The organism is Streptomyces sp. NPDC014891 (assembly GCF_043081085.1).
GTDB lineage: Bacteria > Actinomycetota > Actinomycetes > Streptomycetales > Streptomycetaceae > Streptomyces.
The window spans coordinates 726,339-752,338 of the sequence record NZ_JBIBWF010000004.1 but is presented as its reverse complement, the minus strand read 5'-3'; the positions used below and the strand labels follow the sequence as shown (position 1 = coordinate 752,338).

Sequence of the window (26,000 nt, the reverse complement as noted above, 5' to 3'; positions counted from 1 at the left end):
GATCGAAAGATCATCGTTTGTCGCCTGGTGTCCGAGCTGTGAAGCATGGTCAATCTAGAGCATCGCGGCCGGTCTGGAGAGGGGATGTATGCAAAATGTGCTGAACCTTTGAAGGCGGAATCCGCCACCCCTGACGGCCCGTGCCGGCACCGCAGGCGGCGGCGGATCCGCTGACCTGTGACGATATGACTACTCCCGGCATCCGGCATCGTCGGTTCCGGTGCGTTCCGGAGGTGACGGGCGGGTCATGCTTGGCTTGTTCTTTAGCTTTCGACGAACTGCCCCCGCACGCCCCCCTGTTGGGGTCGCACGCCCCCCGCCAGCAGGTTTCGCCCGATGTCCGCCCTGGTCGCCCCCGGCCTCGGGCCGCACCCTCCCGGACCGCGGTCAGCCGAGGCGGACGGTGATCTTCTGGGGCGCGCCGGCCAGCCCCGTGAGGTCGCCCAGCACGAGCCTCAGCGACGAGCCGGTCGTGGTCGCCGTGACCGAGGCCGGACGGGAGAGCACGCGGCTCACCCTGCGGTTCCAGACGAGTTCCAGGGAGGTCGCCTGCCGGGCGGGGTCCGAGACGACGAGGGTCGCGGTGCCGTCGCGGTGCTCCCGTACGAGCACGGAGGCGGGGGCGCTGACCCGCAGCCGCTCGACGGCGCCCGCGCTCCAGAAGTTCACCGCGGTGAGCCCCAGCCCCGGTACGCGGACGCCCTGCTGCGCACCGGAGTTGGCGAGGATCCGCAGCCGGCCGCGGTCGTGGGCGTACCGGGCGGTGCCGTGCGCACTCGCGCCCGGCAGCAGGACGTAGGCGTAGGCGGCGCCGGCCGGGTCCACGCCGTGGTCGGCGAAGAGGGTCAGGTAGCGGCGGGTGACCGGGTCGGGGGAACCGCCGGTGTTGATGTCGCGCCAGGAGCCGGTGCGTTCCTCGCGCACCGCTTCGAGCCGGGTCCCGCCGGGGAAGACGTAGCCCGCCTGTCCGGCGATGTGGGCCCACGAGGCGCCGTCGAAGGTGCCCGTCCAGCCCTGGGCGACCGGCTGGGCCCGGCCGTCGACCGTGAGCACGGGGGCGCCCGTCGTGCCGAGGGCGCGGTTGTCGAAGGTGGTCTCGACGGCGTGTCCGTCGCCGGCGGTGATCCCGGCGCCGAGACAGACGATCGAGTCGTCGAGGCAGAACCAGGACTTCTTGGCGTCCAGGGTGCTGGAGAGGCCCTTGAGGTGCTGGCCGACGGCGGCGAACTCGCCGTCGGTGGTGCCGCCGACCCAGGCCGCGTCCGGCATGGGCTGCCCCCAGGCGCCGCCCTCGCCGTCGGCGAGCGGCTTGCGCGAGGCGGTGATGCCGGGCAGGCGGTAGGGGTCGACGGTGGGCCAGTACGCGTCGGAGTACTGTTCGAGGCCGAAGTCGCCGCCCCACCAGGAGAGCCAGCCTGCCCCGGTGTGGTAGCCGCGGGCGTGCTCCCCGTTGCCGAACTCGTAGTGGGCGATGCGGTTCGAGGCCATGGACACGGAGGCCGCCCAGTCGCGGCGCCGGTGGGTGGCCCGGGCCATCTGCGGGAACAGCCGGTGCTCGACGGGCTCGGGGGCGGCCCGCACGGACGCGTCGTCCTGGAGGCCCTGCAGGAGCGAGGCCCTGATCAGGCTGAGGCCGGGGTTGCTGAGCGCCGGGTAGTGGTAGTCGCGCCGCAGCCAGCCCTTGACCATCGCCCGCCAGCGGGCGTTCTCCTCGGGGCTCGCGCCCTGGCCGACCAGCAGGATGGTCGCCATCAGTCCGTGGGCGCGCTGGTGGTCGCTGGTTCCCATGCGGCTGATGCCCCGGCTGCTGACGTTGTCCATGATCAGGCCGTTGTAGAGGAAGGGGGCGACGGCCTTCTCGATCGTGTCGAGGAAGAGCTGCGTGCCCGGCCCCGTCACCGCCCAGCTCGATCCGCGCAGCAGGGCGAGCAGCCGGCCCACGCCGTCGTGCAGGACGGCGCCGTAGCCCCCGATGTAGGGGACGTTGCGGTGCTGGACGAAGGAGCCGTCGGCGTAGAAGCCGTCGCCGGAGGTGACGTAGGGGAAGACCGGCTCCAGCGCCCGGGACGCGAGTGCGATCTTCGCCGGGTCCCTGCCGACGATCCCGCGCAGGACGACCCCGCGGCAGAGGTCGACGCGGTTCGCTCCGGTGGAGGTCCCGGTGTACGAGGCGAAGACCGAGTCCGGTACGAACGCGTCCACGGCCCGGCAGTAGGCGGCGATCCGGTCCGCGGACAGGTGGTCGTACATCAGGACGCAGGTGTCCATGAGGGCCTGAGGGGCGCCGATCTGCCAGTTGTACCAGTTGCCGTAGCGCGTCGTGCGCTCGTTGTAGACCTCGGCGTACAGGTGGTCGAGGCCGGTGATGACGGCGTCCCGGAGCCCGGCGTCCCCGGTCAGTCCGGTGCCCGGCTGGGAGTACGCCTCGGCCATGGTCCGCAGTCGGTTGCAGCTGTCGTTCATCGCCGCGGAGAAGGCGTAGGACTCCGCGTCGGTGTCGGGGTCCGGATCGGCCCAGGACCGTCCCGGCCACAGGGAGCCGCTCGCCGGCGCCATCGTGGCCCGGTACTCGGCGGCGGTCGCGCCGAGGGTGCCGAGGATGCCGCGGAACGGCTCCGCGGTGGGGCTGAAGCCCGTGCCGAGGATGAGGTCGCGCCACCGGGCGCGCAGGGTGTCGAACTCCGCGTCGGACGCCGTGCCGAGGGCTTCGGAGGCGGTGGGCGGGCCGGCGGGTCCGAGGTCCGCGGCCGGTGCGGGGTGCGCCGCCGTCCCGGCGAGTCCGAGGGCGAGCGCGCCCCCGCCGGCGGCGTGGAGGAAGGTGCGGCGAGGCCAGGGAGAGGGCATGGGGACGACCTTTACGGGAGGAGCGCCTCGTTGCCTCGGCGCTGTCGCTGGCTCGTGAGCGTGGGGTTTCTAGCACGCGGAAAATCAACAAGGCAACAGTTTGGACAGGAACCGCCAGCAGTTGTCCGTTCGATCAAAAACCGACTGAGTCGATCTCGTCATCGCTACACTCCCTCCGACCGGGCCGTCGTCCGAGGGGAGCGGGGAGTGCACGCGGAACACAGGCATCAGGCGATCCTGCGCAGACTGCGCGAGGAGGGCTCCCTCAGGGTCAGCGACTTCGCCGCCGAACTCGGCGTCTCCCCGGTGACCGTCCGCCGGGACGTGGAGGTGCTCGCCGACCGCGGCCTGGTCGCACGGGTGCACGGCGGTGCCATGCTCCCCGAGACCTGGGCGGAGACCGCGCCCGCCGACACGGTCCCCGTCCCGTCGGGCCGCGGCCGGGAGCGTGTCTTCGGCCTGGTCGTGCCGTCCGCCGACTACTACTACCCCGAGGTGATCAAGGGCGCGCGCGAGGCGGCGACGGCCCGGAACGCCCGGCTGGTGCTCGACATCTCCGGGTACGACGCGGCCGAGGAGCGCGCCCAGGTCGAGAGGATGATCGGCGACGGCGTCGACGGGCTGCTCGTCGTCCCGACCGGGCCCCGCGGCTGGTACGAGCACCTCCCCGTCCCCGTCGTGATCGTCGAACGCCGCCCGGAGTCGGACGAGACGGCCGGCATCGACCACGTCGTCTCCGACCACGTGCACGGGGCCCGCCTCGCGGTGCGCCACCTCGCGGAGGGCGGCCGCACGCGCCTCGCCCTGCTCGTCCGGGGCACGAGCCCGACCGCGCGGTGGATCGTCGAGGGGTTCGGTGCCGGGGTCCGGGCCGCCGGACTCGACGCCCTCCTCCCGGTGTCCGTCCTGGACACCGGCGACGCCGGCCCCGGAAGCCCGGAGTACGACGAGCCGGTCGAGGAACTCCTGGACGCCGTGGCGGCCGGCCGGGTCGACGCCGTCGTCGCCCACCCCGACAACCACGCGCTCGCGCTGCTCCGCAGGTTGCGGGCGCGCTCCGTCCAGGTCCCCGGCGACGTCGCGATCGTGGCCTACGACGACGAGGTCGCCGGACTCGCCGACGTCCCGCTGAGCGCCGTCGCCCCGGCGAAGCACGAAGTCGGCGCGTCCGCGGTGGAGTTGCTGGTACGCCGGATCGAGCAGCCGGACGCGCCCCGGCACCGGCTGTTCGTCCTCCCGCGGCTGCGGGTGCGGGCGTCGAGCGGGGGCTGAACTGGTCGGCGACCTGCCCCCGGCCGTTCCGCCGGCGTGCTCCGGCGTTTCCCTCGGCCGTTTCCGCCGGCCTGTTCGGGGTGCGGTGTCAGTCCTGGTCGCCGGAGTCCGTGGGAGCCGGGTCCGTGCGCCGGATCCGGGCCAGCACGATGACCGCGTCGTCGGTGGGGCCCTCGGGCAGCAGCCGGGCCAGCACGTCGTCCGCCGCCGACTCCAGGGAGCCGTCCGCGGCCGCCAGCCTGTCCCGCAGGGCCGCCATGCCCCGGTCGATGTCGACGCCGCGGGCCTCGACCAGTCCGTCGGTGTACAGCGCGAGGGTGTCCCCGTCGCGGAGCTCGATCCCGGTCGTCCGGAAGGGCACGCCGCCGACGCCCAGCGGCACTCCCAGCACCTCGTCGACCGACTCGACCGTGCCGTCCGCCCGGCGGAGCAGCGGCGGCAGATGGCCGGCGTTCGCGACGCGGGCCAGGCCCGTCGCGGGGTCGTAGCGGATGTAGAGGCAGGTGGCGTAGGCGATGCCGGCCTCCTGGGCGCAGGCGTCGAGCTCCGCCAGGAGGCTGTCGGGTTCGAGGTTCTGCCGGGCCAGCGCCTTGGTGGTGATGCGCAGTCGCCCCATCGCCGCCGCCGCGGGCACGCCGTGGCCCATCACGTCGCCGACCACCAGGGCCACCCGCCCGCCGGGCAGGTCGAGGACGTCGTACCAGTCGCCGCCGACCTCGGTGACCCGGCTGCCCGGCAGATAGCGGTGGGCGACCCGCACGGACGGACTGCTCGCCAGAGCGGTGGGCAGCAGCGCGCGCTGGAGGGTGAGGGCGATGTCCTGGACCTGGCTGTAGAGCCGCGCGTTGTCCAGGCAGAGCGCCGCCCGCGACGCGAGCTCGCCCGCCAGGCTGAGGTCCTCCCCGGTGAAGTCGGGCCGGTCGCCGGAGCGGCCGAACATCGTGATGCCCTGCACGGTGCCCCGGGCGATGAGCGGGGCGATGAGCAGCGAGGTCAGACCGCTCTCGACGAGCAGCCGGGCGCGGGAGCGGTGGAGGACCGTCCGGGCCAGGAAGTCGTCGTTCACGGGCACGCAGACGGGCCGGCCCGTCGCGAGGGCGCGGTGGATGTTCGAGCCGGGCGGATACGTCACGAGCTCCAGGCCGCCGACGAGCTCGGCGGCGGGCGGCGGCAGGCTGGTGACGGCCGCGATCCTACGGGTGACCAGCGCCGACTCCGGATCGAGGACCTCGTTCTCGTCCTTCCACTCGACGACCTCCACCACGGAGGCGTCGCAGAACTCCGGGACGACCGTGTCGACCAGTTCGCGGGCCGTGACGCGCACGTCGAGCGTGGTGCCGATGCCCGCCGCCGCCCGGTCGAGCAGCGCGAGCCGCTGCCGTCCGGCCGCCGCCTCCACGAGGGCCTGCTCGCGGTCGGTGACGTCGACCAGGAGCCCGCCCACGCCCGGCCGGGAGCCCACGGCCCGGCTGAGCGGGAAGAAGCTCACGGAGCGCACCTGTTCCAGGTCGGGACGGCCCGGCGTGCGCAGCACGACCGGTGTGCTGACGACGGTCCGGCCCTCCTCGGCGACGGAGCGGAGCAGGCGCTCGAACGCGCCCCCGTCGGACGTGATCATGAACTCCGCGGTGGTCCGGCCGATGTGGTCCTCGATCGGGGTGCCGTCCATGTCCGCCAGGGCCTGGTTGAGGTGGACGTACCGCAGGTCCTCGTCGAGCATCACGAGGCCGATGGGGCAGGTCGCGAACAGCGCGTCGACGAAGGCGAGGTTGGTCTTGACCCGGTCGAGGCCCTCGCTCTCGCTCGCCAGCCCCAGGATGACGGAACGGCCCCCGGCACCGGTCACCGGGAAGACCCGGAACCCGCAGTCGAAGACCCTGCCGTCCCGGTGCAGCGTCGGCACCCGCGCCCGCCAGTACCCCAGGGCGCGGCCGCGCTCCGCGAGCCGCTCCGCCGCGCCGGCCCCGTCCAGGGGCGCGGCAGGGAACAGGACGGACGCCGGACGGGCCAGGACGTCTTCGGCGCGGTGGCCGAAGAGCCGCTGTGCCCCGGGCCCCCAGTAGCAGATCCGGCCGTCCTCGTCGATGCCGAGCACGGCCACGGCCACCTGCTCCAGCAGCGTCCCGGGCTCCGAGCGGAGTGGTCCGGGCGCCTGGTCGTCTCCCGGCCGATCCTCCGGTCGAGGCGAGGACACGGGGCCCCCTTTCCGGGCGCCGACGGACGGCGAGCGCGCTGCTCACCGGGGGAGCGGGGCGTCCACGTCAATTCTGCCCGCGCATGCCGGATCGGACATCACGGCGGCCCCGGGCCGGCCGCGACCGGACCTCTGGCCGGCCCGCGGCCGCCCCGGACCCCGCCCCCGGACCCCGCCCTGGACACCTCGCACCGGACCTCGCCCCAGACACCTCGCCCCGGACCTCTGGCCGGCCCGCACGGTGGCGGCACCCGTAGCCCGCCCCCGTTCCCGCCCCGGCCCGGTTCGGGGAGGGCGGGCGGCGACGGCCCTGCCCCGCCGCTGCCACCGGAGTCCGCCCGTCCGCGCGGAGCCCGCGCCCGCTCACCCCACCGGCGCGGTCCGCGCCAGCGCGTCCCGGGCCGCCTGCTCGGCCGCGGCGCGGTCCTCCGGGACCAGCCCGATCCGGGTGCGGCGGTCCAGGAGGTCGCCGGTGTCGAGGGCGCCCTCGTGGCGGGCGGCCCACACCAGCTCGGCGACCGTGACCGGGTGGCCGGGCACGACCGGCCGCGCGAGGGCGGGGTCCGCGACGCCGAGCGCGTGCACGGCGGTCGCCTCGGTGCCGTAGCGGTACACCAGGCGGGCCGGGACGTCGAGCCCGGCCAGCACCTGCGGACGGGCGGCGCCGACCAGCGGGAGGGACGCCGTGCGGCACGGCCCCGCGGTCAGGCCCCCGGCGGTCACGGCGGCGTCGACGGCGTCCTGGGCCATGCGCCGGTACGTGGTCAGCTTGCCCCCGACGACGGTGACGACGCCGGACGGGGAGGTGAGCACCGCGTGCCTGCGCGAGATGTCGGCGGTGCGGCCCGCCGCGTCACGGGTGTCGAGCAGCGGCCGCAGGCCCGCGAAGGCCCCCACCACGTCGGCGCGGTGGACGGTGACGTCCAGGGCGGAGCCGAGCACGTCGAGGAGGAAGCCGATGTCGGTCTCGGGGACCTCCGCCACGTCGGGGATGTCGCCGTCGACGGGTTCGTCGGTCAGGCCGACGTACACGCGTCCGTCGCCCTGGGGCAGGACCAGCACGAAGCGGTTCGACTCGCCGGGGATCGGGATGTGCAGGCCGGCGGAGAGCCGGCCGAGGTCCTCGGAGCGCAGCACGAGGTGGGTGCCGCGCGAGGGGCGCAGGCGGACGTCGTCGACGAGGCCGCCGGCCCAGACCCCGGCCGCGTTGACGACCGTGCGGGCGCGGATCCGCAGCTCCTGGCCGGTGGTCTCGTCGCGGACGAGGGCGCCGTCGCGGTCGAGCTCCAGGGCCCGGGTCCGGGTCAGGATCCGGGCGCCGTACGCGGCGGCGGTGCGGGCGATCGCGGTCACCAGGCGTGCGTCGTCGGAGAGCCGTCCGTCCCAGGAGAGCAGCCCGCCGCGCAGTCCGGTGGGGCGCAGGGCCGGGGCGAGGTGCCGGGTCTCGACGGCGGACAGTGTCCGCGGCTGGGGAAGGGTGCCGCGCGCGGTGCGGGCGCCGACGCGCAGCAGGTCGCCCGCGAGGAACCCGGCGCGGGCGAGGGCGGCCTGGCCGCGGCTGACGAGTGGGGTGAGCGGCAGGACGAAGGGCTGCGCGCGCACCAGGTGGGGGGCGGTGCGCTCCATGAGGACGCCCCGCTCGACCGCGCTCTCGTGGGCGACGTCGAGCTGTCCCGACGCCAGGTAGCGCAGCCCGCCGTGGATCAGCTTGGAGCTCCAGCGGGAGGTGCCGAAGGCGAGGTCGTGGGCGTCGATCGCGGCGACGGTGAGCCCGCGGGTGGCGGCGTCGAGCGCGGCCCCGGCGCCGGTGGCACCGAGCCCGACGACCAGGACGTCGACCGTCGCGTCGGGCCCGCCCTCGGCGAGGCGGCCCAGTTCGCGCCGGCGGCGTTCGGCGTCGAGGGAGGAGCCGGGCAGGGCGGGGCTGCTCGTGGGGGTCATGGGGCGATGGTCCTCTCCAGCAGGGTGCGCAGCTCGTCGAGGAAGGCGGCTTCGCTCAGTTCGGGATCGGTGTCGTCGGTCATGGTGCGCAGCGAGAGCGTGAAGGACTGGACGACGAGCAGCAGCGACCGGGCCTGCAGGTCCGGCCGGACGCGGCGCACCGAGCCGTCCTCGTGGCCGTACTCGAGCGCGGTGTGGAGGAGTCCGAGGAGGGCGTCCTGGCTGGCTCCGCGGCGGTCGAGGATGTACGGGAGCAGCAGCTCCGGGTCGACGTCCAGGATCTTGTGGAAGAGCGGGTGCGCCCGGAACGCGGCGGCTCCCGCGACGAGCCCCTCGACGATCCGCTCCCGCTCGGGCCGGTCGTCGTCGGCGGGCGGCATGGCGCCGGCGGCGACGGCGATCCACTCACGGGTCATCAGGTCGCCCACCAGGCTGCGCACATCGGGCCAGCGCCGGTAGATCGTCATCCGGGACACGCCCGCGCGCCGGGCGATGTCGGTGAGGGTGGTCCGCCGTACGCCGACGGCGAGCACGCAGTCGCGTGCGGCGTCGAGCACGGGATCTGTGTCTTCATGGTTGTGACGAATGGGCGTCATCTGTCACAGTGTAATGCCAGCGTCGGCCGTGCGGCAGCGCCATCCGTGAAACAGACCGTAAGGAACCCCTCGAAGTGGACATGTTGTGGAGCGGTTGGGGCGACCCGGCCAAGGCGGCACCCCTGCCCGACTCGGTCACCGGCCTGCTGCGGGACCTGCTCGGCGTCACGCCGAGGGAGAGCGGCCCGGCCGCCCTCGCCGACATCGAGCCGCCCGCCGCGGCACTGCCCGACGAGGCCCGCACCGCGCTGCGGGCGGCCCTCGGCGCGCCCGACGCCCTGCGGGAGGACGACGAGAGCCGCATACGGCACACCCGCGGCAAGTCGACCCCCGACCTGCTGCGCATTCGCGCCGGCGAGGTCGACGACATCCCCGCCGCGGTCCTGCTCCCCGGCGACCACGACGAGGTCCTCGCCGTGCTGCGGGCCTGCGCCGAGCACGGCGTCGCCGCGGTGCCCTTCGGCGGCGGCACCTCCGTCGTCGGCGGCCTCGCGCCCACCACGAAGCGGCCGTTCGTCGCGCTCGACCTGCGGCGGCTCGACCTGCTGATCGCCGTCGACGAGGTCTCCCGCACCGCGACGCTCCAGCCCGGCCTGCGCGGACCGCAGTGCGAGGCCCTGCTCAACGAGCGGGGCTGGACCCTCGGCCACTTCCCGCAGTCCTTCGAGTGGGCGACCGTCGGCGGCTTCGCCGCGGCCCGCTCCAGCGGCCAGGCCTCGGCGGGCTACGGCCGCTTCGACGAGATGGTCCTCGGACTGACCGTCGCCACCCCGGAAGGCACCCTGGAGACCGGCCGGGCCCCGCGCTCGGCGGCCGGCCCCGACCTGCGCCAGCTGGTCCTCGGCTCCGAGGGCGCCCTCGGTGTGATCACCGCCGTGACCGTGCGCATCCGCCCGCTCCCCGCCGAGCGGATCTACGAGGGCTGGCGCTTCGCCTCCTTCGAGGCCGGCACCGCCGCGCTGCGCCGGCTCGCCCAGGACGGCCCCCGCCCCACGGTGCTCCGCCTCTCGGACGAGTCGGAGACCTTCATCGGTCTCGCCCAGCCGGACGCCATCGGCAGCGCCGCACTCCCGGAGAACCCGGGCTGCATGGCCGTCGTCGGCTACGAGGGCGGCGCCGAGGACACGGCGGCCCGCCGCGCCGCGGCCTGCGAGGTCCTCCTCGCCTGCGGCGGCGAGCTCATCGGCGAGGAGCCCGGCGACCGGTGGGAGCACGGCCGGTACAACGCGCCCTACCTGCGGGACGCCCTGCTCGACGCCGGGGCGTTCGCCGAGACGCTGGAGACGGCGGCCTTCTGGTCCGCCCTCCCCGGTCTCTACACGGCGGTGCGGTCCGCGCTGACCGACACGCTCACCGAGGCCGGCACCCCGCCGCTCGTGATGTGCCACATCTCCCACACCTACGAGAACGGCGCCTCCCTGTACTTCACCGTCGTCTCCGCCCAGGGCGAGGACGCCGTCGCGCACTGGGAGCCGGCGAAGCGGGCGGCAAACGACGCGATCCTGGCCGCCGGCGGCACCATCAGCCACCACCACGGCGTCGGCACCGACCACCGCGACTGGTACGCCCGGGAGGTCGGCCCGCTGGGCATCCGTATGCTGCAGGCCGTCAAGGCCGAGGTCGACCCCTCCGGTGTGCTCAGTCCCGGAGTCCTCATCCCCGTCCGCTGAACCCTACTTCTGCCGCCCGGAGGCCATGTCCATGCGACAGTTCACCGCCGTCGTCAACCCCACCGCAGGGGGTTCCAGCGGCACGGCGGGTCTCCTCCCGCTGGCCCGTCTGCTGCGGGAGGCGGGTGCGAGCCTCGACACCGTCTACAGCCGCAGCCTGGAGCACGCACGCGAACTCGCCCGGGAGGCCGGGGCGCAGGGGCACGTGGTGCTCGCCGTCGGCGGTGACGGGATGGCCGGCTGCGTCGGCGGCGCCCTCAGCGGTACGGACACGGTCTTCGGCCTCGTCCCCGCGGGACGCGGCAACGACTTCGCCCGCGCCCTGGGCCTCCCCTCGGACCCCCGGAAGCTCGCCGAGACGCTGCTCCACGCGGAGCCGCGGGCCGTCGACACGATCGAGGTGGAGTCCGCCGTGCACGCGCGGACCTGCGTCCTCGGCAGCGTGTACGCGGGGGTGGACGCGGTCGCCAACCGCCATGCCAACCACTCCCGTCTGCTGCGCGGCGCGGCCTCCTACTACGCGGGCGGCCTGCGGGCGGTCCTCGCCTGGAAGCCCGCCGCGTACCGCGTCACCGTCGACGGGGTGCGCCACGAGCGCACCGGCTACACCGTGGTGGTGGCGAACTCGGGCTACTACGGATTCGGCCGGAACGTCGCCCCGGGAGCGCGGATCGACGACGGCACCCTCGACGTCGTGATCATCAAGAAGGCGCCGAAACGTCTCTTCTTCGCGATGATGAACGAGCTCAAGACGGGCGCGCACGTGAAGCGGCCCGAGGTCGAGATCCTGCGGGGCGAGGTGGTCCGCATCGAGGCGGACCGTCCCCTCCCGTACGGCGCGGACGGCGAGGTCGACGCGGTCCTCCCGGTGACCCTCCGGGTCCGGCCGGCCGCCCTCCACGTCCTGGCCTGACACGGGCGTCGGGGGGGCGCCCGTCCGGTCGCGCCGGCACAACCGGCGTTCGCGGACGCCCGGGGCGGAGCACGCGGCCCCCGGACGGGAGAACCGGGGGTCGCGTTCTCCGCCTCGGGGACCATTCCTCCCGCGTGCGCTCCTCCTGTGGTCTGACGAGTCGTGACCGGCGGAAGGATTCGCGCAACTCCCTTCTGAGCAAAGGTGCATGAGACGAATCCACCTCCCGCAAGGATCTGACTCACTGTGCGAAGCACGCGAATAGCACCCCTCGTGGCCATCAGCGCGGTCGCGACCCTGGTGCCCGCTCTCACACCCGCCGTCGCGTCCGCGGCCGCCCCGACACCCCGTCAGGTCGTCAGCGATCCCCTCCGGCAGTACACCCACCAGACGCCGCGCTGGAAGCGCTGCGAGGCCGACCTGCCGGCGAACTACCAGTGCGCCACCCTCAAGGTGCCGCTCGACTACAGCCGGCCGGGCGGCAGGAAGCTCGACGTCGCGGTGTCCCGGATCAAGGCCACGAGTCCCCAGAAGCGGCACGGCGTCCTGCTGCTCAACCCCGGCGGCCCCGGCGGTCCCGGCCTCGACATGCCCCTCTGGATGGGCCCGGAACTGCCGACCGCCGTGAAGGAGCGGTACGACCTGATCGGCTTCGATCCCAGAGGCGTCGGCCAGAGCTCGCCCCTCGGCTGCGGCCTGAACGAGGACGAACTGAACTGGCAGCGCCCGTACAAGGCGGCGACCTTCGACAAGGACGTCCGCTGGGCGCGGACCGTGGCCGACAAGTGCCGGGCGAAGAGCGGTGACGCCCTGGCCCACTTCACCACCCGCAACACCGCACGGGACATGGACGTCATCCGCGCCGTGCTCGGCGAGAAGAAGATCTCGTACCTCGGGTACTCGTACGGCACGTACCTGGGCGCCGTCTACACCCAGATGTACCCCAAGCGCACCGACCGCTTCGTCCTCGACAGCGCGGTCGACCCGCAGCGCATCTGGCGCGGCATGATCCAGGTCTGGGCCGAGGGCGCGGAGCCGGCCTTCACGCGCTGGACCGAGTGGACCGCCGAACGGCACGCGACGTACGGCCTCGGCGACACCCCGGCCAAGGTCTCGAAGACCTTCTGGGACCTGGTCGCCCGCGCGGACCGCGAGCCGATCGAGATCCAGGGCACGCTCCTGACCGGTGACGACATCCGCGCCGGCCGAGCCGTGTTCTTCGACGTGCAGGGCGCCGCCGAGGCGGTCGCCGAGCTCAGGAAGGCCGCCGAGGGGACTCCCGCACCGGCGCCCTCGCGCCGCGCCGAGGCCCCCCGCCACGTACCGCCGTCGTTCGGCCGCGCCGTCCCCTCGGACAACTCGGACGCGGTCTTCTGGGCCGTGGCGTGCGCCGACACCCGCTCCTGGCCCCGCGACCCGGAGCAGTACCGCCGCGACGCGATCCGCGACAAGGCCCGGTACCCGCTGTACGGCGACTTCGCCTCGCACATCAAGCCCTGCGCCTTCTGGAAGAACGGCTCCGAGCCCGCCACCACGGTGAACAACTCCGTCGGGGCGCTGATCCTGCAGAACGAGTGGGACTCCCAGACCCCGCTGGTCAGCGGGCAGGGGCTGCGCCGCGCCATGAAGGGCGCCCGCATGGTCACCGTCCTCGGCGGCCAGGGCCACGGCGTCTACGGTTCCAAGTCCTGCGCCGACACGACGGCCACCGCCTACCTCACGACGGGCAGGCTCCCGGCCGCCGACCTCCGCTGCGTCGCCACCCCGGCGCAGGCGCAGAACCGCCTGGACCTCCCGCTGCCCGCACCCCAGGGCATCCCGGGCCTCCTCGGCCGCTCCTGACCGACCCGGCGAACGCCCGCCGCCGGCGGCGCCCCCACCCCGGGGGCACCGCCGGCGGCGGACCCGTTCACGCGCCGGCCAGATACCCGGCGAGCGTGGTGCGGCGCCGGTGCAGGTCGTCGATACGGGCGTCGGCGGCCGCCAGTTCACGGAGCATCAGATCGCGGATGTCGGCGCACCAGTCGAACGCCGTCCCGTCCCCGCCGGTGCAGGGCAGCACCACCCGGATCACCTCGGTGGGGAGCCCGGCGGCCAGCAGGGCACGGACCTTGCGGACCGTCGTCACCGCGTCCTCGTCGTACGACCGGTAGCCGTTCGGGCCGCGCCGCGCCTCCAGGAGGCCCTGCGCCTCGTAGTAGCGCAGCAGCCGCGAGCTCACCCCGGTCCGCCGCGACAACTCCCCGATCAGCATGCGCTCGCCTTCCGCCCCGTCGTCGGTCGGTCTGTTGACCTTGACACCAGTGTCAAGCGTTAGCGTCCGGACATGACCATTCATTCCCCGCGATCCGCGGACCGCTCCTTCCTGTTCGTGCTGGGCAGCTCACGTGCCGACGGCAACACCTCGATACTCGCCAGGGCCGCCGCCGAGGCCCTGCCCGCCGATGTCCCCCGGCGGTGGATCGACCTGAACGGGCTGCCGCTGCCCGACTTCCAGGACGGGCGCCACGAGGAGGGCGACTGGCCGGTCTCCGAGGCCGAGCGCACCCTGCGGGAGGCCACGCTGGAGGCCACCGACATCGTGATCGCCTCGCCCCTCTACTGGTACACCCTGTCCGCCCAGACCAAGCGCTACCTCGACTACTGGTCGGGCTGGCTCGGAGTGCCCGACCTGGACTTCAAGAAGCGGATGGCGGGCCGGACGCTGTGGGCCGTGGCGGCCCTGTCGGACGAGGACGAGGCCGTCGCCGACGGCCTGGCCACCACCCTCCACAACACCGCGGCCTACCTCCGCATGGGCTTCGGCGGAGTCCTCCTCGGCAACGGCTCCCGGCCCGGCCAGGTGCTCGCCGACGAACGGGCCATGAAGCGGGCGGAGACGTACTTCGAGGGCGAGGCGCCCCTGGCCCTGTTCCCGCGGGAGGCCGCCGGGGCGCAGCCGCGGCCGGGCGAGCAGGCGGTGGCGCCCGCCGGGTCGCCCGCCTGAGAAGCCGACCGCGGAGGCCGGCCCGACGGAGCCGCCGGCACACACGACACCGCGCTCCGTGACGGGCCGCACGCACGACGTGACGCGCGGGAGCGACGTGCGCGGCGTCGGGCGGCGGGACGTGTGACCCGCGACACGCGGGGACGTCGGCAGAGAGGCGTCTGACGGGCGGAAGCCCCGGTCAGACGCCTCCTCGCGGTCCGCGGGGCGCCGACGCGTCGCCGCCGATCGCGGTCCCGGGATCCGTGAGCAGGCCCTTCTCGTCCGCACCGCTCCGCCCGGCCGCCGCGTACAGCGCGCGCAACGCGATCAGGAGCACCCCGATGTCGTCCAGGTAGACGGGGTCCGGGATCAGGTCGATCGGCGAGACCGTGTAGACCACCGCCGCCCAGAACAGCGCCTTCGACTGCAGGGGGATCCCCGCGTCGAGGAGGAGCCGGCGGGCCCGGAAGACACGGACGAGCAGCACGGCCGCGCACCCCGCCGTCGCGAGCAGGAGAACCACGGCCACGACCAGCCAGACGGTGCCGTCCACGCTGCGCTCCTTCCGTGTGGCGTACCGGCCGCGCCGACGCGCGGACATTCCAAGGCTACGACGACGGGGCCGCTGTCCGGGCCGCCTTCGGCCGGAACGGGCCACACCTCGACCGACCGGCGATATGCCCGGATTACGCCCGCTTGAAGCGTGACGACGGCCACTCTCCGCAGGTCATTCCGCATGGATGTCCGCACCCCGGGCAGGCGGCCGAACCGCCGGTGACACCGGCAGGGGGACTCAGAGGAACGAAAGGCCATACCCGACGTGACGGCAGCACAACAGACCATCCATGTGGGCGGAGAATGGCGCTCGGCCCTGTCCGGCGCCACGCGCGAGATCATCGACCCCGTCGACGAGACCGCTTTCGCGATCGTGGCGGAGGGCGGTGTCCCGGACACCGACGAAGCCGTGAACGCGGCGCGGGCCGCCTTCGACGACGGATCCTGGCCGCGCACACCGGTCGCCGAGCGCGCCGCCCTCCTGCGGCGGGTCGCCGCCCTCCTGGAGCGCGACCGCGAGCGGATCGGCGCCCTGGAGAGCCAGGACGCGGGCAAGACCCTGGAGGAGGGCCGCGTCGACGTCGACTGCGTCCGCGACGCCTTCCTCTACTTCGCCGACCTCGTCGAGAAGGAGGACGGCGGACGGGTCGTCGACGCCGGATCGAACGACATCCACAGCGTCGTCGTGCACGAGCCCGTCGGCGTCTGCGCCCTGATCACGCCGTGGAACTACCCGCTGCTCCAGGCCAGCTGGAAGATCGCGCCCGCCCTCGCGGCCGGCAACACCTTCGTGATCAAGCCCAGCGAGATCACACCGCTGACCACGGTCGTCCTCGTCGAACTGCTCATGGAGGCCGGACTGCCCCTCGGCGCGGCCAACATCGTCACCGGCCCCGGCCACACCGTCGGCGCCCGGCTCGCCGAGCACCCCGGCGTCGACCTCGTCTCCTTCACCGGCGGACTCGTCAGCGGCACCAAGGTCGCCCGCGCGGCCGCCGACAGCGTGAAGAAGGTCGCCCTCGAACTCGGCGGCAAGAACCCCAACGTCGTCTTCGCCGACGCCTGCGCCACCGCCGAGGGCTTCGACACCGCCGTGGACCAGGCGCTCAACGCCGCCTTCATCCACAGCGGCCAGGTCTGCTCCGCCGGCTCCCGCCTCATCGTCGAGGAGTCGCTGCGCGAGCGCTTCGTCGCCGAACTCGCCCGCCGCGCCGAGCGGATCCGGCTCGGCCGCGGCACCGACCCGGGCGTCGAGTGCGGCCCCCTGGTCTCCGCCGCCCAGCTCGCGCGCACCGAGGAGTACGTGGCCTCCGCCCTCGGCGAGGGCGCGGTCCTGCGCGCCGGCGGCGAGCGGCCCGCCGGCCCCGGCTACTTCTACCGGCCCACCGTCCTCGACCGCTGCCACCGCGGCATGCGGGTCGTCCGCGAGGAGGTCTTCGGCCCCGTCCTCACCGTCGAGACCTTCCGCACCGAGGAACAGGCCGTCACCCTCGCCAACGACACCGAGTACGGCCTCGCCGGCGGCGTCTGGACCTCCGACGAGAACCGCGCCCGGCGGGTCGCGGCCCGGCTGCGCCACGGCACGGTCTGGATCAACGACTTCCATCCCTACCTGCCGCAGGCGGAGTGGGGCGGCTTCGGCAAGTCCGGCATCGGCCGCGAGCTGGGCCCCACCGGCCTCGCCGAGTACCGCGAGGCCAAGCACATCTACCAGAACCTCGCTCCGCGCCCCGTGCGCTGGTTCGCGGGCACGACGGCGAAGGACCAGGCATGAACGACTCCCACCTGTACGACTACGTAGTCGTCGGCGGGGGCACCGCCGGCTCCGTCATCGCCTCCCGGCTGACCGAGGACCCGGACGTCACCGTCGCCGTCATCGAGGGCGGCCCCAGCGACGTCGGCCGCGACGACGTCCTCACCCTGCGCCGCTGGATGGGCCTGCTCGGCGGCGAGCTGGACTACGACTACCCCACCACCGAGCAGCCCCGCGGCAACTCGCACATCCGCCACAGCCGCGCCCGGGTCCTCGGCGGCTGCTCCTCGCACAACACGCTCATCGCGTTCAAGCCGCTGCCCTCCGACTGGGACGAGTGGGCCGAGGCCGGTGCCGACGGCTGGGACGCGGCCGCCATGGACCCCTACTTCGCCCGGCTGCGCAACAACATCGTCCCCGTCGACGAGGCCGACCGGAACGCGATCGCCCGGGACTTCGTCGACGCGGCGCAGACCGCGCTCGGCGTCCCCCGCGTCGAGGGCTTCAACAGACAGCCCTTCCACGAGGGCGTCGGCTTCTTCGACCTCGCCTACCACCCCGAGGACAACAAGCGGTCGTCCGCCTCGGTCGCCTACCTGCACCCGTTCCTGGACCGGCCGAACCTGCACATCGCCCTGGAGACCTGGGCGTTCCGCCTGGAGCTGGAGGGCACCCGCGCCACCGGCGTCCACATCCGCACCCAGGACGGCGCCGAGCACGTCGTACGCGCCCGGCGCGAGGTCCTGGTCTGCGCGGGAGCCGTGGACACCCCGCGGCTGCTCCTCCACTCCGGCATCGGCCCGCGCGCCGACCTGGAGAAGCTCGGCATCCCCGTCGTGCACGACCTGCCGGGCGTCGGCGAGAACCTGCTCGACCACCCCGAGTCGGTCATCGTGTGGGAGACCCACGGCCCCATCCCGGAGAACTCCGCCATGGACTCCGACGCCGGACTCTTCGTCCGCCGCGACCCGGAGTCCGAGGGGCCCGACCTGATGTTCCACTTCTACCAGATCCCCTTCACCGACAACCCCGAGCGGCTCGGCTACGAACGGCCCCCGCACGGCGTGTCGATGACCCCCAACATCCCCAAGCCGCGCAGCCGCGGCCGGCTCTACCTGACGAGCGCCGACCCCGAGGCCAAACCCGCCCTCGACTTCCGGTACTTCACCGACGAGGACGACTACGACGGCCGGACGCTCGTCGACGGCATCCGCATCGCCCGGGAGATCGCGGCCCGTGAGCCCCTCGCCGGCTGGCTGAAGCGCGAGGTGTGCCCCGGCCCGGAGGTCACCTCCGACGAGGAGCTCAGCGCCTACGCCCGCAAGGTCGCGCACACCGTCTACCACCCCGCCGGCACCTGCCGGATGGGCTCCGCCGACGACGAACTCGCCGTCGTCGCACCCGACCTGCGCATCCGGGGCCTCGACGGCGTCCGGATCGCCGACGCGTCCGTCTTTCCGACCATGACCGCCGTCAACCCGATGATCGGGGTGCTCATGGTCGGCGAGAAATGCGTGGACCTCCTGGAAGGGGCCCGACGATGACCCACCCGCCGCAGGACGCCGCCGCACCCGTCTTCTCCGTGCGCGAGCTGTGGAAGGTGTTCGGCCCGAAGGCCGAGCGCGTGCCCGCCGACCCGGAGCTCGCCTCCCTCGACGCCGCGGAGCTCCGCGAGCGGACCGGCTGTACCGCCGCCGTCCGCGACGTCTCCTTCGACGTCCGCAAGGGCGAGGTCTTCGTCGTCATGGGCCTCTCCGGCTCGGGCAAGTCGACCCTCGTCCGCTGCCTCACCCGGCTCATCGAGCCGACCGCGGGCACCGTGGCCCTCGACGGCGAGGACGTGCTGTCCATGGACGGCGGCCGGCTCCGCGAACTGCGCCGCCACCGCGCCGCCATGGTCTTCCAGCACTTCGGGCTGCTCCCGCACCGCACGGTGCTCGACAACGTCGCGTACGGGCTGGAGATCCAGGGCGTCGGACGCGGCGAACGCCGCTCACGCGCGGCCGAGTTCGTCACCAAGGTCGGCCTGGAGGGCATGGAGCACCGCAGGCCGGGCCAGCTCTCCGGAGGCCAGCAGCAGCGTGTCGGGCTCGCCCGCGCGCTCGCCGTCGACCCCGAGGTCCTGCTCTTCGACGAGCCGTTCAGCGCGCTCGACCCGCTCATCCGCCGGGACATGCAGGAAGAGGTCGTCCGCCTGCACCGGGAGGAGGGCCGCACCATGGTCTTCATCACCCACGACCTGAGCGAGGCGCTCAAGCTCGGCGACCGCATCGCGCTGATGCGCGACGGCCGGATCGTGCAGCTCGGCACCCCGGAGGAGATCGTGGGCGCCCCCGCCGACGACTACGTCCGGGACTTCGTGCGGGACGTGCCGCGCGAGCAGGTGCTGACCGTCCGCTCGGCGATGCGCCCCGCGCTCGCCGACGAGAGCGAGGCCGGGCCCGCGCTCGCCCCCAGCGCCACCGTCCACGAGGCCATCGAGGCCGTCGCCCGGACGGGCGGCAACGCCCGGGTGGTCGAGAACGGCCGCTGCCTCGGCGTGGTCGACCACGTGGGACTCCTCGGCGTCGTCGCCGGGGTCCCTGCCGCGCCCCGGAAGGCGGTGGCCTGATGTACGCCCACACGACCTGGCCACCGCCGGGCCCGGAGGCCTCGCACCGGGTCGGCGCCCGGACCTTCGGCGCTCGCGCCGCCGCGGGCAGCACCACGCCCGCCGCCCCGCTTCCGGTGTGCGCCGCGACCGGTCCCCGCGTCCTGGGGCGGTGGGGCCGATGACCGCCACCGCCACTCCCGCCTCTCCCCGCCCCACCGCCGCCTCCGGCGGGCCCGGTGCGCTGCGCGCGCTCGCGCGCCACCGCGGCCGGCTGATCGCCGGCGGCGCGGCCCTCGCGCTCGTCCTCGGGGTCCTGCTCCTGGGCGGCGGCAGCTGGCCCGGCTCGCTCGCCGTCGACCTGTCGGGGCCGCTCGGCCGCACCAGCGACTGGATCATCGACAACCGCGACGGCCACCCGCTGTTCCTCTACTTCCTCGGACACGTCAGCAACGCCGTGGTCGTGGCCGTCCGCGCGGTGTACCTGCTGCTGCTCGCCCTCGGCTGGGCCGGCGTCACCGCCGCCGCGGGCCTGCTGGCCTGGCGGGTCGCGGGCGTCCGGCTCGCCCTGACGTCGGTCGTCGCCTTCGGCGCCTGCGGGCTGCTCGGCATGTGGGTGCCCACCATGCAGACCCTCGCCCTGATGGTCGTCGCCGTCGCCGCGTCCGTCCTGCTCGGCGGCGCCCTCGGCCTGGCCGCCGGCCTCTCGGACCGGATGGACCGCGTCCTGCGGCCGGTCCTCGACACCATGCAGGTCCTGCCGGCCTTCGCGTACCTCCTGCCCGTCGTCCTGGTCTTCGGCATCGGCGTCCCCGCGGCCGTCCTCGCCACCGTCGTCTACGCCGCCCCGCCGATGGCCCGGCTCACCGCGCTCGGACTGCGCGGCGCGGACGCCGGCGTCATGGAGGCGGCCGCCTCCCTCGGCGCCACCGGACGGCAGCGCCTGCTGACGGCCCGGCTGCCGCTGGCCCGCAAGGAACTCCTGCTCGGCCTCAACCAGTCGATCATGATGGCGCTCGGCATGGCCGTCATCGCGTCCGTCATCGGCGCGGGCGGCCTCGGCGACCGCGTCTACCAGGCGCTGGCCTCCGTCGACGTCGGCGCCGCGCTCGCCGCCGGCGTGCCCATCGTGCTGCTCGCCGTCGTCCTGGACCGCGTCACCGCCGCGGCCGGGGCGAGGATCGGCGCGGCCCCCGCGCGCGGCTCGCGAACCGGCTGGACGGTCGCCCTCGCGGTGACCGCCGCGGTCGCCGTCGCCGGCCGTCTCACCGACCGGCTCGGCTGGCCCGACGCGTGGACGGTCGACACCGCCGAACCCGTCAACCGGGCCGTCGACTGGATGACCGCCCACCTGTACTCCGGCGTGCCCGTCGTCGGCGGCACCGCCGACTGGGCCGCCCGGTTCACCACCTGGGTCCTCAACCCCCTGCGCGACGGCCTGCAGTGGCTGCCCTGGTGGTCGGTCCTGCTGGCGGTCGGCGCCCTCGCCCTGCTCATCGGCACCTGGCGCACCGCCGCGACCGCCGTCCTCGCGATGGCCGCGATCGGCGTCCTCGGCGTCTGGGACCCGGCCCTCGACACCCTCTCGCAGGTGCTGGCCGCCGTCGCCGTGACCCTCGTGCTCGGCTTCGCGCTGGGCGTCGCCGCGGCCCGCAGCACCCGCCTGGGCCGCGCGCTGCGCCCGGTGCTCGACGTCTTCCAGACGATGCCGCAGTTCGTGTACCTGATCCCCGTGGTCGCGCTGTTCGGCGTGGGCCGTGCCCCGGCGGTCGCGGCCGCCGTGGTGTACGCGCTGCCCGCCGTCGTGCGGATCACCGCCCAGGGCGTCCGCGCGGTGGACCCGGCCGCCATGGAGTCCTCCCGGTCGCTGGGGGCGACCGGACGCCAGCAGCTGCTCCAGGTCCAACTGCCGCTCGCCCGGCCGGCGCTGCTGCTCGCCGTCAACCAGGGCGTGGTCCTCGTCCTCGCGGTCGTCGTCATCGGCGGCCTCGTCGGCGGCGGCGCGCTCGGCTACGACGCGGTCTTCGGCCTCGCCCAGGGCGACCTGGCGACCGGACTCGTGGCAGGAGCGGCGATCGTCTGCCTCGGCCTCGTCCTCGACCGCGTGACCCAGCCGACGCAGCGCCGCGACCTCGCCGGAAAGGGGGCCTGAGATGGCTCGCACCCGCCTCGCACTCGGCGGCACCGCCCTGGTGACCGCCGCCGCCCTCGCGGCCGGTCTCACCGGCTGCGGAGCCGCCGACATGACCCGCCAGGCCTCTCCGTACGCCGACGCCAAGGGCTCCCGCACGGTGACGCTCTCCGTGCAGTCCTGGGTGGGCGCGCAGGCCAACGTCGCCGTCGCCCAGTACCTCCTGGAGAAGGAGCTCGGCTACCGGGTGGACACCGTGCAGATCGACGAGGTGCCCGCCTGGGACGCGCTCAGCCAGGGCCGGGTGGACGCCATCCTGGAGGACTGGGGCCACCCCGACCAGGAGAAGCGGTACATCGACGACAAGGGGACGATCGCGCGCGGCGGCGACCTCGGGGTGACCGGCCACATCGGCTGGTTCGTCCCGACGTACTTCGCCGAGCAGCACCCCGACGTCACCGACTGGAAGAACCTGGACAAGTACGCCGACGAGTTCCGCACCGCGGAGAGCGGCGGCAAGGGCCAGCTCCTCGACGGCTCCCCGTCGTACGTGACGAACGACAAGGCGCTGGTGAACAACCTGGACCTGGACTACCAGGTCGTGTTCGCGGGCTCGGAGGCGGCGCAGATCACCCAGATCAAGCAGTTCGCCAAGGAGAAGAAGCCCTTCCTGAGCTACTGGTACAAGCCCCAGTGGCTGTTCGAGAAGGTCCCCATGACGGAGGTGCGACTGCCCGCCTACAAGGAGGGCTGCGACGCCGAACCGGAGAAGGTGGCCTGCGCGTACCCGCACACGCCCCTGCAGAAGTTCCTCAACGCCCGCTTCGCGGACGGCGGCGGCGACGCGGCCGCCTTCCTGAAGAAGTTCCGCTGGACGACCGACATGCAGAACGACGTCGCCCTGATGATCGCGGAGCAGAAGCTCTCTCCGCGGGAGGCGGCCCGCCGCTGGGTCGAGGGGAACGAGGCCACCTGGCGGACCTGGCTCCCCGCCTGACGGAGCGGCGTCGGGCGGGCCGGGTTCCCGGCCCGCCCGCCGTCACCCGCCGGCCCGGGGCTCCGGCGCGGCACGCCGGCCCCGGGCGTAGCGCCGGCCCAGCGGCTCGGAGCTCAGCCCGTGCAGCACGATGCTGACCATGACGGTGATCACCATCACCCGGGAGACGAAGTCGCCCCCGCCGGCCTCCCGCAGCTCGATCGCGGCGAGCAGGCCGAAGACCACCGAGGCCACGCCCCTCGGCCCCATCCACCCCAGGAACAGCCGGTCGGACAGGGACAGGTCCGTCCCGGCGAGGGCCAGCAGCACGGGCACCACGCGCACCAGGGTGCAGGCGAGGACGGCGTACAGGAGGACGCTGAGGTGGAAGCCGTCCCAGAACTCGTCGCTGACCAGCTGGCCGAAGAGGAACCACAGCGCCAGGGTCGCCAGATCGTCCGTCATCTTCACGGTGCCCTCCGGCAGATGACGCAGCGCCGGGGCGACGCAGAGCCCGGCGACGAACGCGGCGACGAATCCGTTGCCGCCCAGGGCGAGGGACAGCGAGTACGCGGCGACGGGCACGCTCAGCACCGCGAGCCTCGTCGCCGTGGGCAGCGCCCAGCCGCGGGCCCAGGACCGGCGCAGCAGCCGGCCGGACACCGTGCCGACCAGCGCGCCGGCGCCGACGGCCCACCCCGCCGCCCCGACGGCGTCGAGGAGGGCCTCGGCGTAGTCCTCGCCCGCCGTCCGGTACTCGGAGGCAGCGGCGACGCAGACCAGGAAGACGGGGGAGACCACCCCGTCGCTGAGCCCGCCCTCCACGTTGAGGAGTTCCCGCAGGCGGGCCGGGATGCGCGCGTCCCGGACGACGGCCGTGGCGGGTGCGAGGTCGAGCGGGACGACGACGGTGGCCAGGGTGGCCAGCACCCAGCCGGGCCGGTCGGGGAAGAAGGCGAGCGCGGCCAGGAAGGCGGCGCCCAGGGTGAGCGGCAGGGCGACGCCGAGGAGCCGGGTGGCGATCCGCCTCTCGCGCCGGACGGCCCCCGCCGGCACCTCGGTCGCGTCGACGAAGAGGAGGAGGGCGAGGACGACCTCCACCGCGTGCTCGAATCCGGCCAGGTCGCCGAAGTCGAAGACGAGCGGCGGGTCCGAGCCGCTGGTGAGGGCGATGCCCGTCGCCATCATGGCGATCGGCGCGGTGATGCTCCACAGCGCGAGCCGGCGCGACAGGACGCACCAGGTGAACAGAATGCCCGCGATGACGGTGACGGCGAACAAGGCATCCGCGCTTTCGGAGAGGCTCGGTCCCGGCGGGTTCGTCCCGGCGTTGCAGCGTAGGACGAACGCCGGGCCGCCCCGCGCCAGCACGCCGACGGCGGTCCGCCCGGGGTGCCGCGCACCGGGGGACCGCTCACCCGGACGGGCGCGTCTCCGCTCCGCCTGCCGCCGGGCCGTCGGTGCCGAACGCCCGGCGGTAGGCGGCGGGCGAGACCCCGAACGCCGTCCGCATGTGCGCGCGCAGCGAGTTCCCGGAGCCGAGGCCCGCGCGGTGGGCCACCAGGTCGATCGGGAGGTCCGTCGTCTCCAGCAGCTGACGGGCCAGCTCCAGGCGCTGGGCCGTCAGCCACTGCACCGGGGTCGAGCCGACCTCGTCGCGGAACCGGCGCGTGAAGGACCGCAGACTCATCCGGGCGTGCTCGGCCAGCCGGGCCAGGGTGAGCGGCTCGGACAGGTGCTCCAGGGCCCAGGCGCGGGTGGCGGTGGTGCTGGCCAGGGTGGGCTCGGGCACGGGACGGTCGATGAACTGGGCCTGGCCGCCGTCCCGCCACGGGGGCACCACGCACATGCGGGCGGCGCGGTTGGCGACCGAGGCGCCGTGGTCGCGGCGGATCATGTGCAGGCACAGGTCCACCCCGGCCGCCACGCCCGCCGAGGTCAGCACGTCGCCGTCGTCGACGAAGAGCACCTCGTCGTCCAGCTTCACCCCGGGGTAGGCCCGGCGGAACTCCGGGGCCAGGTTCCAGTGGGTGGTGGCGGGCCGGCCGTCGAGCAGTCCGGCGGCGGCGAGCACGTACGACCCGGTGCAGATGGACACCAGCCGGGTTCCGGGCCGGATGCCGGCGATGGCCGCGGCCACCTCGGGGGGCAGCGGACCGCCGCGGCCGAGCTCCGGCATGGCGTGCGTGGGCGGGACGACCACGGTGTCGGCGGCGGCGAGGGCCTCGGGCCCGGCCGCGGGCTGCACCGTGAAGCCGGCGTCGCTGAGCACGGGCGCCCCGTCCGCCGTGCAGATCACGACCTCGTACAGGGCGCGCCCGTCCGCGTCCTCGGCGCTGCCGAAGACCCGGGAGGGGATGCCGAGCTCGAACGGGGGCACCCCGGGCAGCGCCAGTACGGCCACCCGGTGCGGCGCCTCGGGTGCCGTCCGCGGGCTGTGCGGCCTCGGCCGGTCGACTGTCTCGGTCATGGCCAGATCCTGTCACATGCTGGCCGAACGGCCAACACCGTCCGGTCGTCCCGTACCGGATCGTGGACGCGTCGCCGCCGGAACGGTCCGGTGGCCGAACGAGAAGGAAACGAGGCGGACAGCATGCGTGCGGTGGTCGTGGAGCAGTGGGGCGGACCCGAGACCCTGGTCGAGCGCGAGGTGGAGCGCCCGGAGCCCGGCCTCGGCGAGGTCCTGGTGCGGGTCCACGCGGCCGGTGTGAACCCGGTGGACTGGAAGACCCGCGCCAGTGGGGGTCTGATCGAGTGGGGCGCCGTCCCGGCCGTCGGCTGGGACGTCTCCGGCACCGTGGAGGCCGTGGGTCCGGGCGTCGGGATCCTCCGCCCCGGCGACGAGGTCTTCGGGATGCCGCTCTTCCCCCGGCAGGCGGGCGGCTACGCCGAGTACGTGGTGGCCCCGGCCCGGCACCTCGCCCCCAAGCCCGCCTCGCTGACCCACGTGGAGGCCGCGGCGCTGCCGCTCGCGGCGCTCACCGCCTGGCAGGCCCTGGTCGACGCGGCGGACGTCCGCCCCGGTGAGCGGGTGCTGGTGCACGCGGCGGCCGGCGGCGTGGGGCACCTCGCGGTGCAGATCGCCAAGGCCCGCGGCGCGTACGTCATCGGCACGGCGAGTACGGCCAAGCACGACCTGGTGCGCGAGCTGGGCGCCGACGAGGTCGTGGACTACCGCGAGGCGCCCTTCGAGGACGTCGTCTCGGACGTGGACGTTGTCCTGGACGGCATCGGCGGCGAGACGGCGGAACGCTCCCTGAAGGTGCTGCGCGAGGGCGGCCGGCTGATCACCCTGCCGGGCCCGGACGACGTGCCCGCCGCGCGGGACGGCGTACGCGCTTCCTGGGTCCTGGTGGAGCCCGACCACCTCGGCCTGCGGGAGATCGCCGCCCTGGTCGAGGCCGGGCGGCTGCGGCCGGTGGTCGAGGTCGTCGTCCCGCTCGCGGAGGCGGCGAAGGCCCACGAGATCGGCGAGCGGGGCCGGACGACGGGCAAGATCGTGCTGGAGATCGCCTGACGCGGTCGGAGAGCCTGACGGCGGGGGCGGACGGTCGGAGAGCCTGACGGCGGGAGCGCCTTGCGGCCGGAGTGCTCGGC

19 protein-coding genes are annotated in these 26,000 nt (G+C 74.3%); 11 read left to right on the top strand and 8 right to left on the bottom strand.

What is annotated here, in order from left to right:
- Positions 1-387: 387 nt before the first annotated feature.
- Entirely contained in the window at positions 388-2,844 is a 2,457-nt protein-coding gene (locus ACF09E_RS15195) for a polysaccharide lyase 8 family protein (RefSeq protein ID WP_392205613.1), read from the bottom strand.
- Between the two features lie 207 nt (positions 2,845-3,051).
- On the opposite strand from ACF09E_RS15195, the gene ACF09E_RS15190 reads away from it, so the two are divergent.
- Positions 3,052-4,116, top strand: coding sequence for a LacI family DNA-binding transcriptional regulator (locus ACF09E_RS15190; protein WP_392205612.1), 1,065 nt, complete (start codon positions 3,052-3,054; stop codon positions 4,114-4,116).
- A gap of 88 nt (positions 4,117-4,204) precedes the next feature.
- Here ACF09E_RS15190 and ACF09E_RS15185 read toward each other — a convergent pair whose 3' ends face one another.
- The 3 genes from ACF09E_RS15185 to ACF09E_RS15175 form a co-directional block, all read right to left on the bottom strand.
- Complete coding sequence (locus ACF09E_RS15185) at positions 4,205-6,310, bottom strand: SpoIIE family protein phosphatase (RefSeq protein WP_392205611.1); 2,106 nt, start codon at positions 6,308-6,310, stop codon at positions 4,205-4,207.
- Positions 6,311-6,673: 363 nt separating this feature from the next.
- A complete protein-coding gene (locus ACF09E_RS15180) occupies positions 6,674-8,251 on the bottom strand; it encodes a glycerol-3-phosphate dehydrogenase/oxidase (RefSeq protein WP_392205610.1) in 1,578 nt (525 codons plus the stop codon).
- Complete coding sequence (locus tag ACF09E_RS15175; RefSeq protein ID WP_392205609.1) at positions 8,248-8,847, bottom strand: TetR/AcrR family transcriptional regulator; 600 nt, start codon at positions 8,845-8,847, stop codon at positions 8,248-8,250. The genes ACF09E_RS15180 and ACF09E_RS15175 overlap by 4 nt, the downstream gene beginning before the upstream one ends.
- Before the next feature lie 74 nt (positions 8,848-8,921).
- On the opposite strand from ACF09E_RS15175, the gene ACF09E_RS15170 reads away from it, so the two are divergent.
- The 3 genes from ACF09E_RS15170 to ACF09E_RS15160 all read left to right on the top strand — a co-directional run bounded on the left by ACF09E_RS15170 (position 8,922) and on the right by ACF09E_RS15160 (position 13,272).
- Complete coding sequence (locus ACF09E_RS15170) at positions 8,922-10,517, top strand: FAD-binding oxidoreductase (protein ID WP_392205608.1); 1,596 nt, start codon at positions 8,922-8,924, stop codon at positions 10,515-10,517.
- Between the two features lie 31 nt (positions 10,518-10,548).
- Positions 10,549-11,430, top strand: a complete 882-nt coding sequence (locus ACF09E_RS15165) for a diacylglycerol/lipid kinase family protein (protein ID WP_392205607.1) — start codon at positions 10,549-10,551, stop codon at positions 11,428-11,430.
- A 246-nt stretch (positions 11,431-11,676) separates the two neighbouring features.
- Positions 11,677-13,272, top strand: coding sequence for an alpha/beta hydrolase (locus ACF09E_RS15160; protein ID WP_392205606.1), 1,596 nt, complete (start codon positions 11,677-11,679; stop codon positions 13,270-13,272).
- A 67-nt stretch (positions 13,273-13,339) separates the two neighbouring features.
- On the opposite strand, the gene ACF09E_RS15155 is transcribed toward ACF09E_RS15160, so the two are convergent.
- Positions 13,340-13,684 carry a MerR family transcriptional regulator gene (locus ACF09E_RS15155; RefSeq protein WP_392038970.1) on the bottom strand — a complete coding sequence of 115 codons (345 nt, stop codon included), beginning with the start codon at positions 13,682-13,684 and terminating at the stop codon, positions 13,340-13,342.
- Positions 13,685-13,756: 72 nt separating this feature from the next.
- Here ACF09E_RS15155 and ACF09E_RS15150 point away from each other — a divergent pair, with 72 nt between their 5' ends.
- Entirely contained in the window at positions 13,757-14,416 is a 660-nt protein-coding gene (locus ACF09E_RS15150) for a flavodoxin family protein (RefSeq protein ID WP_392205605.1), read from the top strand.
- A gap of 181 nt (positions 14,417-14,597) precedes the next feature.
- Here the strand turns inward: ACF09E_RS15150 and ACF09E_RS15145 are convergent, their stop codons facing one another.
- Complete coding sequence (locus tag ACF09E_RS15145; RefSeq protein ID WP_392205604.1) at positions 14,598-14,951, bottom strand: YkvA family protein; 354 nt, start codon at positions 14,949-14,951, stop codon at positions 14,598-14,600.
- 267 nt (positions 14,952-15,218) lie between these two features.
- Between ACF09E_RS15145 and ACF09E_RS15140 the strand changes: the two genes are divergently transcribed.
- The 5 genes from ACF09E_RS15140 (at position 15,219) to ACF09E_RS15120 (ending at position 22,424) form a co-directional block, all read left to right on the top strand.
- Positions 15,219-16,727: an aldehyde dehydrogenase family protein gene (locus ACF09E_RS15140; RefSeq protein WP_392205603.1), complete on the top strand. Its 1,509-nt coding sequence runs from the start codon at positions 15,219-15,221 to the stop codon at positions 16,725-16,727.
- The gene (locus ACF09E_RS15135; protein ID WP_392205602.1) at positions 16,724-18,250 is read left to right on the top strand and encodes a GMC family oxidoreductase; all 1,527 of its coding nucleotides are present in this window, start codon (positions 16,724-16,726) and stop codon (positions 18,248-18,250) included. The genes ACF09E_RS15140 and ACF09E_RS15135 overlap by 4 nt, the downstream gene beginning before the upstream one ends.
- Entirely contained in the window at positions 18,247-19,317 is a 1,071-nt protein-coding gene (locus ACF09E_RS15130) for a glycine betaine/L-proline ABC transporter ATP-binding protein (protein ID WP_392205601.1), read from the top strand. The genes ACF09E_RS15135 and ACF09E_RS15130 overlap by 4 nt, the downstream gene beginning before the upstream one ends.
- A gap of 160 nt (positions 19,318-19,477) precedes the next feature.
- Positions 19,478-21,448, top strand: coding sequence for an ABC transporter permease subunit (locus ACF09E_RS15125; RefSeq protein WP_392205600.1), 1,971 nt, complete (start codon positions 19,478-19,480; stop codon positions 21,446-21,448).
- Position 21,449: 1 nt separating this feature from the next.
- The gene (locus tag ACF09E_RS15120) at positions 21,450-22,424 is read left to right on the top strand and encodes an ABC transporter substrate-binding protein (protein WP_361861275.1); all 975 of its coding nucleotides are present in this window, start codon (positions 21,450-21,452) and stop codon (positions 22,422-22,424) included.
- Positions 22,425-22,466: 42 nt separating this feature from the next.
- On the opposite strand, the gene ACF09E_RS15115 is transcribed toward ACF09E_RS15120, so the two are convergent.
- Positions 22,467-23,684 carry a cation:proton antiporter gene (locus ACF09E_RS15115; RefSeq protein WP_392205599.1) on the bottom strand — a complete coding sequence of 406 codons (1,218 nt, stop codon included), beginning with the start codon at positions 23,682-23,684 and terminating at the stop codon, positions 22,467-22,469.
- 133 nt (positions 23,685-23,817) lie between these two features.
- Entirely contained in the window at positions 23,818-24,873 is a 1,056-nt protein-coding gene (locus tag ACF09E_RS15110; RefSeq protein ID WP_392205598.1) for a GlxA family transcriptional regulator, read from the bottom strand.
- A gap of 123 nt (positions 24,874-24,996) precedes the next feature.
- Between ACF09E_RS15110 and ACF09E_RS15105 the strand changes: the two genes are divergently transcribed.
- Positions 24,997-25,920 (top strand): NADP-dependent oxidoreductase, encoded by a 924-nt coding sequence (locus ACF09E_RS15105; protein WP_392205597.1) that lies wholly within the window; start codon positions 24,997-24,999, stop codon positions 25,918-25,920.
- Positions 25,921-26,000: the final 80 nt, after the last annotated feature.